The sequence below is a fragment of the Pseudomonas mandelii genome (genome assembly GCF_002251635.1).
In the GTDB taxonomy this organism is placed as follows: Bacteria; Pseudomonadota; Gammaproteobacteria; order Pseudomonadales; family Pseudomonadaceae; genus Aquipseudomonas; species Aquipseudomonas mandelii_B.
Genome location: NZ_NMOJ01000209.1, coordinates 1 through 12,436, shown reverse-complemented (window position 1 = coordinate 12,436; position 12,436 = coordinate 1). Strand labels below are relative to the sequence as shown.

The window sequence follows — 12,436 nt, the reverse complement described above, 5'->3', positions numbered from 1 at the left end:
TGGCGAGGGAGCTTGCTCCCGCTGGGCTGCGAAGCAGCCCCAAAAAGATTGGTCGAGGCCTGACAGGGAGGTCGCACCGGATGGTTTTGCGGCCGCTTCGCACCCGAGCGGGAGCAAGCTCCCTCGCCACAATAAAGTTATTGCAGGTGCTTATGCGCCGGGTTCTTTGCCGACTTCATACTCGCGCAATTTATTGGCAATGGTCGTATGGGAAACCCCCAGCCGCTTGCCCAGCTGCCGACTGCTCGGGTGCTCGGAATACAACCGCTCCAGTACCGCTTTCTCAAAGCGCCCGACAATCGCATCCAGCCCACCTTCGAGGGAAAAATCGCCAAGCGGCTGACGCACCCTGTAATCCGGCAAGCGAATATGCTCCGCCTTGACGGTGCCGCCCTCGCATAACGACACTGCCTGAAACAGCACGTTTTCCAACTGCCGCACATTACCCGGCCAATGGTAATGACTGAGCCGATCCATTGCCGCCGGTGCCAACCTGGGCAGTGGGCAGCCAATCTGCCGGCTGGCCTGATCGAGGAAGTGCTCCACCAGCGGCGTCAAACCGTCGAGGCATTCACGCAGCGGCGGGATGTGCAGCGACAGCACGTTCAAGCGGTGATACAGATCCTGGCGAAACTCGCCCCGGGCGCACAGCTCGGACAAATCGACCTGGGTGGCGCAGATCACCCGCACATCCAGATACACCTCCTCATCACTGCCCACCCGGCGGAAGCAACCGTCCTGCAGAAAACGCAGCAACTTCACCTGCAACCGCGCGCTCATTTCTCCCACACCATCGAGAAACAACGTACCGCCCGCCGTCAGTTCCAGCAGCCCGAGCTTGCCTTCCGCGCGCGCGCCTTCAAAGGCACCCGGGCCATAACCNAACAGCTCGGTCTCAGCCATCGACTCTGGCAGCCCGGCGCAGTTAAGCGCCATCAACGGCGATTGCCCGCGCGGGCTGGCCAGGTGACAGGCGCGCGCCAGTAACTCTTTGCCGGTGCCGGTTTCGCCTTCTATTAATAGAGGCGCATCCAGGGGCGCCATGCGCCGTGCCTCACGAACCACCGCCGCCATGACCCTGGAGCTCTGGAAAATACTGTCGAAGCCGCGCAGTTCCTGCTTGCGCACATTGTAGATACGCTCACCGACGCGGTCGGCGCGGTGCAGGGTCAGCACTGCGCCGGCCATGGCTTCGCTGTCATCGTGCTCGGAGGATTGCAGCGGCGCGATGTCCGCCAGGAATACGTCGCCCTTGACCTTGACCCGCAAGCCATTGATCCGCGACTTGCTCGCGCGCACCAGCTCCGGCAGATCGAAGTCCTCGGCATAACGCGACAACGGAATCCCCGGCACCTCGTCGACCCGCACCCCAAGCAACTGCGCCGCCGCACGGTTGGCGGCGACGATGGAGCCGCCCATGTCGATGGAGAGCACCGGAAACTCCAGCGCACCGAGCAACGCATTGAGCTCCATATGCCGACGCTCGCTGGGCATCAGCCCTACTCGCTTGACGCCAAACACCCCGGCAATCGCCTCGAATTTCGGGCGCAATGCCTGGAACTGCATGTTCACCAAATTGGGGCAGTGCAGGTAAATCGCATTGCCATGCTCACCGCCGACCTCGCCGCGAGCGACGTTGATCCCGTACTCGACCAGCAAGTTGAGAATGTCGCGCAAGATGCCGATGCGGTTCTGGCAGTGGACTTTGATACGCATATAAAGGCCCGAAAAACGGTGAATGGGTTGGATGCCTGAGGTGAAACCTGCGGGAGCGAGCCTGCTCGCGATGAGGGTGTGTCAGGCGAGATTAATTTGCCTGACACACCCTCATCGCGAGCAGGCTCGCTCCCACAGGATATTCGCAGTGCCGAGCCGCCCAGATAGTCGTCAAGATTATGTGACACCTGTGCGCCATTTCAAACCCGAAAATCTCAATAGCTGCGCCACAGGCGCTAATCCGTAACGAATACTTTACGATAATTGGCGAATTTTCCTACGACGAGATCGGATCACCTGCTGCAACGCCGCACACCTTGGGGTATTTCTAAGTCCATAGCAGCACATAACAAGAACGAAATCCCCTTGCAGGAGAGCAGCATGAAGCAGACGCAGTACGTGGCCCGCGAGCCCGATGCGCAAGGTTTTATCCACTACCCGCCCGAAGAACACGCGGTGTGGAACACCCTGATTACTCGTCAGCTGAAAGTCATCGAAGGTCGCGCCTGCCAGGAATACCTGGACGGCATTGACAAGCTCGGCCTGCCCCTGGACCGCATTCCGCAACTGGGTGAAATCAACAAAGTGCTGGCCGAGACCACCGGCTGGCAAGTCGCCCGCGTGCCGGCGCTGATCCCCTTCCAGACCTTCTTCGAATTGCTCGCCAGCAAACAGTTTCCCGTGGCGACCTTTATTCGTACCCGTGAAGAACTGGACTACCTGCAAGAGCCGGACATTTTCCACGAGATCTTCGGCCACTGCCCGCTGCTGACCAACCCCTGGTTTGCCGAATTCACCCACACCTACGGCAAGCTCGGCCTGGCAGCGACCAAGGAGCAACGGGTGTACCTGGCGCGCCTGTACTGGATGACCATCGAGTTTGGCCTGGTNGATACAGCAGAAGGCCTGCGCATTTACGGCGGCGGTATCCTCTCCTCGCCGAAAGAAACCGTTTACTGCCTGTCGGATGAACCTGAGCATCAGGCCTTCGATCCGCTGGAATGCATGCGCACGCCGTACCGCATCGACATCCTGCAGCCGCTGTACTTTGTTCTGCCGAACCTCAAGCGTCTGTTTGATGTGGCTCATGAAGACATCATGGCCATGGTCAAGCAAGGCATGCAGCTCGGTTTGCACGCGCCTAAATTTCCACCCAAAAAAGCCGCGTGATCCGCAGCTTTTAGAATCAAGTGAGCCTGTCAGGACACGACGCTTTGCTATAGCGTGGTGAAACTGACGGCCGATTTCCAATCATTCGATTTCAGGAACCCATCATGTCCACCTTGAACCAAGCCCACTGCGAAGCCTGCCGCGCCGACGCCCCGCAAGTCAGCGACGAAGAGCTGCCGGTACTGATCAAGCAGATTCCCGACTGGAACATCGAAGTCCGCGACGGCGTGATGCAGCTGGAAAAAGTGTTCCTGTTCAAGAATTTCAAATTCGCCCTGGCCTTTACCAACGCCATGGGTGAAATCTCCGAAGCCGAAGGCCACCACCCAGGCTTGCTCACCGAGTGGGGCAAAGTCACCGTGACCTGGTGGAGCCACTCGATCAAGGGCCTGCACCGCAACGACTTCATCATGGCCGCGCGCACCGACGAAGTGGCCAAGGACGCCGAGGGCCGCAANTAATGCATTTCGACGCCATAGGTCGAGTTCCCGGCGACCCGATTCTCGGCCTGATGGAGGCCTATGCGCAGGACCCAAACCCGCGCAAATTCGACCTTGGCGTGGGCGTCTATAAGGATGCCCAGGGCCTGACGCCGATTCCCCAGTCCGTGAAGCTCGCCGAGCAGCGCCTGGTGGATCGTCAGACCACCAAGACCTACATCGGCGGTCACGGCGAACCGGCGTTCGGCAAGGCGATCAATGAGCTTGTGCTGGGTGTCGACTCCCCGCTGATCGCCGAACAACGGGCCGGCGCGACCCAAACCCCGGGTGGCACCGGCGCGCTGCGCTTGAGCGCCGACTTCATCGCCCAGTGCCTGCCGGGCCGTGGTGTATGGCTGAGCAACCCGACCTGGCCGATCCACGAAACCATCTTCGCCAAGGCCGGCCTCAAGGTCAGTCATTACCCCTACGTCGGCAGCGACAACCGCCTCGACGTCGAAGCCATGCTCACCGTCCTCAAGGAAGCCCCGAAGGGCGATGTAGTGTTGCTGCACGCCTGCTGCCACAACCCGACCGGTTTCGATCTGTCCCATGACGATTGGCGCCGCGTGCTGGACGTGGTGCGCAGCCGCGACCTGGTGCCGCTGATTGACTTCGCGTACCAGGGTTTCGGCGATGGCCTGGAACAGGATGCNTGGGCGGTACGGCTGCTGGCAGCCGAGCTGCCGGAAGTGCTGATCACCAGTTCCTGCTCGAAGAACTTCGGCCTGTATCGCGATCGCACCGGTGCGCTGATTGTCTGCGCGAAAACCGCTGAGAAGCTGGTGGATATCCGCAGCCAACTGGCGAACATCGCCCGCAACCTGTGGTCGACGCCGCCGGATCATGGTGCTGCCGTAGTCGCGACGATTCTTGGCGATCCCGAGTTGAAAAGCCTCTGGGCCGACGAAGTGGAAGCCATGCGTTTGCGCATCGCTCAACTGCGCAGCGGCTTGGTGGAAGCGCTTGAACCCCACGGTTTGCGTGAACGTTTTGCGCATATCGGTGTGCAACGCGGGATGTTTTCCTACACCGGCCTGTCGCCGGCGCAAGTGAAACAGCTTCGTGATCATCACAGCGTGTACATGGTCGGCACCGGCCGGGCGAACGTGGCCGGGATCGACGCAACCCGCCTTGATCTGCTGGCCGAGGCCATCGCCGAAGTCTGCAAATAACCTCAAGCCCTGAACATTTCCTTTGTGGGAGCGGGCTTGCTCGCGANNNGGCTTGCTCGCGAATGCGGTGTGTCAGTCAACTTATTTGTAACTGACACACCGCTTTCGCGAGCAAGCCCGCTCCCACATTTGATTGGGTTCAGCTTCCAAGATCAGGTCGGCTGTCAGGCCGCCTCGGTTTTGCTTTTGATCTAACCACTCAGGTCGGCTACTAGGCCCGGGCGGCGTTCCGACGAAGGCGTTCGTCAAAGCAACCCATCACTCTCAGGCAACTCATACTCCGCCGCGACCTTCCCCGCCTTCCCCGGCTTGCTCAGGGTCGGCTCCTTCTCCAGACACTCCACCAGATAATCAATGAACACCCGCAGTTTCGGTGGCAAATAGCGCGTCGGCGAATGCAGCAACCAGGCGCCGCCATGGTAGGACGCGAGGAAGGTCCAGTCCGGCAACACCTGCACAATCAACCCCTGCTCCAGCGCATAACGCGCCGTGAAATACGGCAGGCTGCCAATCCCGATGTGCTGCAACACCGCCCCCAACCGCACGCCGGTGTGATTGGCCGCATACCGCCCACGTACACCGACCGTCACAGCCTTGCTGCCTTTCTTGAATTTCCAGCGCGCATCGCTCGGGGTTTCACCCAGATAGATGCAGCTGTGGTTGAGCAAGTCGTGGGGGTGCGTCGGCGTGCCATGTTCGGCGAGGTATTGCGGTGTAGCGCAGAGCAAATGGTCGATGGTCAGCAACTGCCGCCCGACCAACCCGGCGGGTGGTCGATCGGTAATGCGAATCGCCAGATCAACGTTGTCGTCGATCAGATCCACCTGGCGATCCTCAAGCAACAGTTCCACATCCACTTTGGGATAACGGCGCAAAAATTCCGGCATATGCGGGTGAATCACAAATCGACCGACCGCCTTGGGCACGCTGACCCGAACCAGCCCTTCCGCTTCATGGGTGAACTGCCCGCTGATTTCCATCACGGACTTGGCCGCACTGACCATCTCCTGGCAGCGCTTGAACACCTCTTCNCCACCGTCGCTCAAGCGCAACTTGCGTGTGGTTCGCTGCAGCAGACGCGTGGCCAACGCTTTTTCCAGACGCGAAATACTGCGACTCACCGCCGAGGGTGAAGAACCCAATTGACGGGCGGCTTCGGAAAAGCTGCCGGTTTCCACCACTTTGACGAAAATCGCCATTTCACCCAGCAACGGTAGCGGTAGATTTATGCTCACAGCGCAACAGTCCTTTGATGTTTGAACGGATTATCACGCAATTCCACGCTTCATATAATAAAAAGAGAAACTTTAATGAGGACATGGAATATGACGCTTCGCCTCTTTTTCCATAGTGATGACCTCAAGGCCAATGTGGAAGTCCTGGATTGCACGCCCCAGGAAAGCGAGTTTGCGGTGGTGCTGCGCGCGACGTTGTTTCACCCCCAGGGTGGCGGTCAGCCTTGCGATACCGGCTGGATCGGCGAAAGCCAGGTGCTGCGCGTGGTCCAGGACCCGGACCGAATCATTCATTTTGTCGACCAGCCAGTAAAACTCGGCATGACCCAGATCCGGATCGACGAGCAACGCCGCCGGTTCAATTCGCGCATGCATTCGGCCGGCCACCTGATCGGCCATTTTGTCCAGGCACTGGGCTGGATGCCGGTCAAGGCTCATCACTGGCCGGGCGAAGGACGCGTGCAATTCAAACCGGTGGAGTCGGCAAAAGAGGTGGACGCCGAGATGATTCAGCACGGCATCGAGCAATGGGTCGCCCATGACCTGCCGCGCCTGACATCGATGCGCGAAGGCGCCCGGGAAATTGGTTTTGGTGAACTGCCCGCCTACGGCTGCGGCGGCACACATGTACGTAGCCTGAAGGATTTGGGCACGGTCACGATTGCTTCCCTTTCGCTGAAAAAGGGAATGCTGTCAGTCCACTACAGCGTGGATTGAGCTTTTGGGCGATGCCGCCCCCGGCATCGCTTGACGCCCGGGGGAGCCCGCACTCGCGGGCTCTGTTGACTATCTGATAGATGGACCTAAGACATGATGCTTGACGTCGAGCGTCTCGATGAGACGTGCATAAAAAAACTGGCCAACGAAGAAGTCCTCGCCATCCGCGTCAAAGGCCTGTTGCCCCAGCCGCTGGCGATTCAGATTGGTGACAAGATCCTCGCCCCGGGTTTTGAAGGCTATATCAATGCACCGAGCATCGGTCGCATCGGCATGGCGTTTTATGAGGCGGAAAACCAGCCACTGCTGATCGAAGATTATTTCGAGCATGCCTCGCGCAACATCGCGGAGTTGCGCAAACGTTGCGCGCCCTATTCTTCCCCGGTCGACACCCTGCGCTGCATGCTCGATGAGTCCTGGCCGGCGGGTGCGCACCTGGAAAATCTCTACGGCCGCAAGATGTATGTCGGGCTGTCCCGCGTGGTGAAACCAGGGGTGTGCTTCCTGGCCCATCACGACATTTTCGCCAAGGATGCCCCCGACAGTTATCAGGCCAGAAGCCTGGAAGCGCAGTTCGCCTGCAATGTTTACCTGAACATGCCCACTGAGGGTGGCGCCTTGCAGATGTGGGACCACGATATTTCTTCAGATCAATTCGACGAGATGCGTGGCGACAACTACGGCATCGATCCGGCCCTGCTCGGAACACCAACCTTGGAGATTCGTCCTGAGCCGGGTGATTTCATCATGTTCAATTCGCGCTGCATGCACTCGGTGACACCGGGCGTGGCGGATCCGCGATTGAGCCTTTCGTTCTTTGTCGGCTATCGCGGCAATGCTTCACCCCTTACTTTCTGGAGTTGAAATGCTTTCGAATTACCTGGGCGAGTTCCTGGCGCTGGCGACTATTCACTTTCTGGCTGTGGTCGCACCGGGACCGGACTTCGCTGTGACCATCCGCCAAAGTGTGCGTTTCGGCCGGCTGGTCGGGATCTGCACGGCGCTGGGCATCGGTGCGGGGATTTCCGTGCACGTGCTTTACACCCTGCTCGGGGTCGGCGCGTTGATGCACACAACGCCCTGGTTACTGACGGTGGCCAAGGTGGTGGGCGGCGCTTACATTTTGTACCTCGGTGTCAGTCTGCTGCGCAGTAAACCCAAATCCGCGCTTGAGGGTGACAAAATTGCCGAAGAGCCGGTCGTCCAGCAAACGCTGCTGAAGGCGTTCACCACCGGTTTTCTGACCAACGCGACCAACCCCAAGGCGACGCTGTTTTTCCTGGCAATTTTCACCACGCTCATCAGCGCCACGACACCCTTGAAGATCCAGGCGCTTTATGGGGCCTGGATGTGTTTTGTGAACGCGCTGTGGTTCGTGATCGTCGCGCTGTTCTTTTCCAGCGCCCGGGTGCGATTGCTGTTCATGCGCATGGGGCATTGGTTCGAACGCACCATGGGGGTGATTCTGATCCTGTTCGCCGGGCGTTTGATTCTGTCGATGTAAAACCTGCGCCCACGCAAAAGGCCCGCTCAGTCTGACTGACGGGCCTTTTTCGTTTCTGCGCCGCTTTTGCATTACTGTGCGACAGATCCCACATCAGGGACTCCCGTAACACTCCGTTACAGTGTTAGCTTGGAAACGTTTCTGTCTCATCGATCAGAAACTTCTCACCCACTGCCTGCAAAGGAATGCCCACAGCAATGAATTTCTCACTCAAGCACCTGGCTGCGTCAACCCTGATACTGGCCAGCCTTTCGTCGTTCACCCTGACAGCGCAGGCCAACATCACCCCGCAACAGAGTGCGGCGATCCTCAAGACGTTCAGTGACGCATCGGTAACGGATTTCAGGCAATTCCTGGGAGGCCTGGCCAAGAGCGATCTCGGCAAAACCGCCGACCTCGCCCCCGCCATCAGTGCCTTCCTCGACAACAAGACCCTTACTCCAGACCAGCAGAACGAAATCCATCGCCTGCTTGGGCTCTACGCACGGGTGAAATACGGCAGCGCTGCTACCGAGACCCTGCGCGAGCTGGTGGCCATCCCGACCTTCCGCGTCGAGGGCGTTGACCAGCATGACAATCCCGAATTCATCAAGATCGCCGAGAAGATNNAGNGCCTGGCCAAGGCCTTCAACCTGAACTTCCGCAACATCGACAACCGCGTCTATGAAATCTCCCTTGAGGGCAGCAGCGACGAAGTCGTGGGCATTCATGCACATGCCGATGTGGTGCCCGTAACGCCGGAGAATTGGGTCCTGAAAGATGGCACCAAACTTGATCCGTTCAAGGTCACCCTGATCGGCGACCGTATGTATGGCCGGGGCACCGAGGATGACAAGAACGGTATCGTGGTAGCCATGTATGCAATGAAGGTCATCAAGGAAGAGAAGCTGCCGCTGGCGCGCAACTTCAAACTGCTGGTCGATACCACCGAAGAAACCACCGGCGACGCCATCCCTTATTACTTCGAACACAATCCGACACCCAACTACAACCTGGCGCTGGACGGCGGCTACCCGGTGGTGATTGCCGAGAAAGGCTACGGCACCGTCATGGCGACGTTCCCGGTGCGCAAGGGTGAAGGCAAAGGCGCGGAAATCATCGCGATGACCGGCGGCATGGCCACCAACCAGATCCCGTCGACATCGGTCGTCACCCTTTTGAGTGAGAAGCCTGCCGAATTGGCCGCCAGCCTGCAGAAGGCCGGCGCCGATTATGCCAAAAGCAATGGCGGCAACTTCGACGTCACCGCCAAGGTTGAGGGCAAGGACGTCAAATTGACGGTCACCGGCGTTTCCGCCCACTCCTCCGAGCCCGAATCCGGCGTCAACCCGGTGTCGAGAATGCTGGGCTTCATCAATAGCCTGGAGGGCAAGGTTGCGCTCAAGCACAACCACATTACCGATGCCGCACGTTACGCCGCTGACAACTGGGGCCTGGATTACCTGGGTGGCAAATTGGGGGTCGGTTTTTCCGATGCCTTCATGGGACCGCTGACCGCTTCGCTGACCTATGTCGGGATGGACGATAAAGCCTTCAAGCTCGCAGTCAACCTGCGGGTGCCGAAGGGCAAGTCGCCGGAAACGCTCAAGACCGAAATCGCCGACAAGCTTGATGCCTGGAGCAAGAAGACCCACGTCGCGGTGGCCTTCACCTACTCAGTCGCCGAGCCGATGTACCGCAACCCTGAAGGTGAATGGGTGAAGGCCTTGTTGGCCGTGGCCAGCGAAAACCTGGGCATGGAACACAAGTTCGGCACTTCGGCCGGCGCCACCTCCGTGCATGAACTGCCCAATGGCGTGCAATTCGGCCTGGCGCGGCCGGAGGTCAAATACACCGGGCATACGGACGGTGAATTCAAGACGGTCGACCAGTTCCTGCTGGACCTGCAGATCGTGACGGAAATGATGGGGCGGATCGGGCAGTTGCCGAAACTCTGATCGCTTTTTCGGACCTGCTGTTGTGGCGGGTCCGACGCGTTGATTTTGATACCCACAAAAAAAGGACCTCAACAAGGTCCTTTTTTATAAATGACACACAAACAAAAACGCCGCTCATTGCTGAGCGGCGTTTTTGTTAAATATGGAGCGGGAAACGAGACTCGAACTCGCGACCCCGACCTTGGCAAGGTCGTGCTCTACCAACTGAGCTATTCCCGCAAATGGCGTCCCCTAGGGGACTCGAACCCCTGTTACCGCCGTGAAAGGGCGGTGTCCTAGGCCACTAGACGAAGGGGACACACGTACAACATTCACTCCCTACCGCATTCCGCTGTGTGCTTTACGCTGTAAGTGGCGCGCATTCTATGGATGGATTGAAAGGTCGTCAACCCCCAAGGATAAATTTATTTAAATCAATGACTTCGCCCCGCTTTCAGGCGCGATTCAGGCTTTTACGCCTCCCGACCTTTGGCGACTATATTCTGGCAACGACCAAGACGTTATAGTCCGCCGCCGAAGATGATGGCAATCTGAACCATAGTCGCCAGCATTTATATAAGTCGAACCCCGGCCGATATAAAGATAGCCAGAACCGATTCAACTCGTCGAGCGGTCCTATGCGCCCAAATGCCAAGCCACTACACTCGATNACAAACCCTATAAAGAGGTCACACCGGTGACACCACTCATGATCACCCTGCTGGTAGTAGCCGGGATCGTAATACTGATCGCCATTGGCTACATGAACCACATGGTGGAAAACAACAAACTGGAAAAGGCCCGTACCAAGGTTGAACTCAACGACCGCCTGCGTCGCTGCGGCGAAATCACCGAGACGTTCCCCGGTCAGCTGATGACACCCGGGCTCAAGCTGCTGCTGACCCGCCTGGAACTCAATGTCTGCAAGCGTTTGCTCAACCTGGAAAAAACCAGTTCCAACCTGAGGGCCCGGATTACCGAACTCGAAGCCCTGGCCGCGCAAGGCGAATCGATCCCGGTCAACAACCCGCCGGCACCGATCCAGACCGAAGCCAAGGCCAAGGATGTGCGTTTCCTGTTGGAAGCCCTGCACGGNCAAGTCACCCGTGCCGCCCAGGACGGNTTCCTGCCGACCAACGAAGCCAAGCGCTGGATCAAGGAAATTCGCCATATTCTCGTGCTGCTGCACATCGAGTTCTTCAACAACCTCGGCCAGCACGCCCTGCAACAAAACCAGCCAGGCCAGGCCCGCCTCGCCTTCGAACGCGGCGTGCAATACCTGCGTAAACAGCAGGAACCGCAGGTCTATGCCGAACAGCTCGAATACCTGGAAAAACTCCTGGCCCGTGCCAACGCCATGGTGATGGACAAAATCGCGGCGGTTGAAAGCGAAGCGAACCAATTGAACGTAGGCCTCAAAGACGTCGAGGCGGATGCGGACTGGAAGAAGAAAGTGATCTACGACTGATCGGAAGAAGCAAAGAAGCCACCGCGAGGTGGCTTTTTTTTGGGTCGGGTTTGGTGGGTGAGTACTGCCGGGGAAGATAGGTTGAGTCTCAAAAAGGTTTGCAGTCCANCCAGATCCCACAGGGAATGATGTACATCTGCAAGTGATTGGTCGGCTGTCAGGCCGCCATCGCGGGCAAGCCAGCTCCTACAAGGGGTTCGGTGAACACGCTTCGCTCCTCACCACTCAATAGGCCGAGCGTTAGCTCGCCTGCTTTTGATTTTGATCTGCCCGCCCCGTCGGGAGGCTGAGTGGAGTGTTCATCTGCAAGTCATTGGTCGGCTGTCAGGTCGCCTTCGCGGGCAAGCCTCGCTCCTACAAGGGGTTCGCTGTACACGCTTCGCTCTTCACCACTCATCAGGCCGAGCGTTAGCTCGCCAGCAGCTTGGTCGTCATCGCTGGCAGGCCAGCTCCTACAGGGTCAGGTGTTCACCTGCAAGTCATTGGTCGGCTGTCAGGTCGCCTTCGCGGGCAAGCCTCGCTCCTACCTCGCTCCCACAGTGGAATGATTTGTACCTGCAAGAAACTGGTCGGCTGTGAGGCCGTCATCGCAGCGATGCGGCGACCCGACAAGCCAGCTCCCATAGGGTTCGGTGTCCACCTGCAAGAGATTGGTCGGCTGTCAGGCCGCCATCACGAGCAGGCTCACTCCCACAAAAAGCAGATCGGCATACGGCTTTTGCTTTTCACCACTCATCAGGCCGAGCGTTAGCTCGCCTGCAGCTCTTGATCTTGATCCACCCGCCCCTTTCGGGAGGCTGAGTGGAGGTGTTCATCCGGGGAGTGGCGCGCAGCGCCGTTCGACGCAGTCGAACACGCTGCATGTAGGTCGTCGCGAAGCAGACCGGAGGGCAGTGTCCCCGGATGGATACCGGAGCGAGGGAACGCCGAGCCTAGGCGAGGGGCCGGACGTTTGGGGCGAGCCTTTTTGGGTACTTTTTTGGCGTTTGAAAAAAGTGCCTCGCCGTAAGGGCGAAACCGCCAGCAGCCGTTACCGCAGAAATGGATATATACCCC

At 58.7% G+C, this 12,436-nt stretch carries 10 protein-coding genes and 2 tRNA genes; 8 read left to right on the top strand and 4 right to left on the bottom strand.

Translation table 11 applies throughout. The features are described from left to right. Positions 1-150 precede the first annotated feature (150 nt). Positions 151-1,716 (bottom strand): sigma-54-dependent transcriptional regulator, encoded by a 1,566-nt coding sequence (locus B7L09_RS25705; RefSeq protein WP_094471197.1) that lies wholly within the window; start codon positions 1,714-1,716, stop codon positions 151-153. Between the two features lie 381 nt (positions 1,717-2,097). Here B7L09_RS25705 and phhA point away from each other — a divergent pair, with 381 nt between their 5' ends. The 3 genes from phhA to B7L09_RS25690 all read left to right on the top strand — a co-directional run bounded on the left by phhA (position 2,098) and on the right by B7L09_RS25690 (position 4,540). Further along, a complete protein-coding gene (phhA, locus tag B7L09_RS25700) occupies positions 2,098-2,886 on the top strand; it encodes a phenylalanine 4-monooxygenase (protein ID WP_094471196.1) in 789 nt (262 codons plus the stop codon). A gap of 104 nt (positions 2,887-2,990) precedes the next feature. Beyond that, a complete protein-coding gene (locus B7L09_RS25695; RefSeq protein ID WP_094471195.1) occupies positions 2,991-3,347 on the top strand; it encodes a 4a-hydroxytetrahydrobiopterin dehydratase in 357 nt (118 codons plus the stop codon). Continuing rightward, complete coding sequence (locus B7L09_RS25690) at positions 3,347-4,540, top strand: amino acid aminotransferase (protein WP_094471194.1); 1,194 nt, start codon at positions 3,347-3,349, stop codon at positions 4,538-4,540. Before B7L09_RS25695 ends, B7L09_RS25690 begins: the two co-directional genes overlap by 1 nt. Positions 4,541-4,785: 245 nt before the next feature. On the opposite strand, the gene B7L09_RS25685 is transcribed toward B7L09_RS25690, so the two are convergent. Then, positions 4,786-5,775, bottom strand: a complete 990-nt coding sequence (locus B7L09_RS25685) for a LysR family transcriptional regulator (protein WP_094471193.1) — start codon at positions 5,773-5,775, stop codon at positions 4,786-4,788. 90 nt (positions 5,776-5,865) lie between these two features. On the opposite strand from B7L09_RS25685, the gene B7L09_RS25680 reads away from it, so the two are divergent. The 4 genes from B7L09_RS25680 to B7L09_RS25665 all read left to right on the top strand — a co-directional run bounded on the left by B7L09_RS25680 (position 5,866) and on the right by B7L09_RS25665 (position 9,933). After that, the gene (locus tag B7L09_RS25680) at positions 5,866-6,492 is read left to right on the top strand and encodes an alanyl-tRNA editing protein (protein WP_094471192.1); all 627 of its coding nucleotides are present in this window, start codon (positions 5,866-5,868) and stop codon (positions 6,490-6,492) included. Between the two features lie 93 nt (positions 6,493-6,585). Further along, positions 6,586-7,356, top strand: a complete 771-nt coding sequence (locus B7L09_RS25675) for a 2OG-Fe(II) oxygenase (RefSeq protein ID WP_094471191.1) — start codon at positions 6,586-6,588, stop codon at positions 7,354-7,356. A 1-nt stretch (position 7,357) separates the two neighbouring features. Further along, the gene (locus B7L09_RS25670) at positions 7,358-7,996 is read left to right on the top strand and encodes a LysE family translocator (protein WP_094471190.1); all 639 of its coding nucleotides are present in this window, start codon (positions 7,358-7,360) and stop codon (positions 7,994-7,996) included. Between the two features lie 197 nt (positions 7,997-8,193). Further along, positions 8,194-9,933: a dipeptidase gene (locus B7L09_RS25665; RefSeq protein WP_094471189.1), complete on the top strand. Its 1,740-nt coding sequence runs from the start codon at positions 8,194-8,196 to the stop codon at positions 9,931-9,933. A gap of 143 nt (positions 9,934-10,076) precedes the next feature. Here B7L09_RS25665 and B7L09_RS25660 read toward each other — a convergent pair. Next, positions 10,077-10,152, bottom strand: a tRNA-Gly gene (locus B7L09_RS25660). Between the two features lie 3 nt (positions 10,153-10,155). Beyond that, positions 10,156-10,231 (bottom strand) — tRNA-Glu (locus B7L09_RS25655). Positions 10,232-10,609: 378 nt separating this feature from the next. On the opposite strand from B7L09_RS25655, the gene B7L09_RS25650 reads away from it, so the two are divergent. Further along, positions 10,610-11,380: a hypothetical protein gene (locus B7L09_RS25650; protein WP_094471188.1), complete on the top strand. Its 771-nt coding sequence runs from the start codon at positions 10,610-10,612 to the stop codon at positions 11,378-11,380. Positions 11,381-12,436: the final 1,056 nt, after the last annotated feature.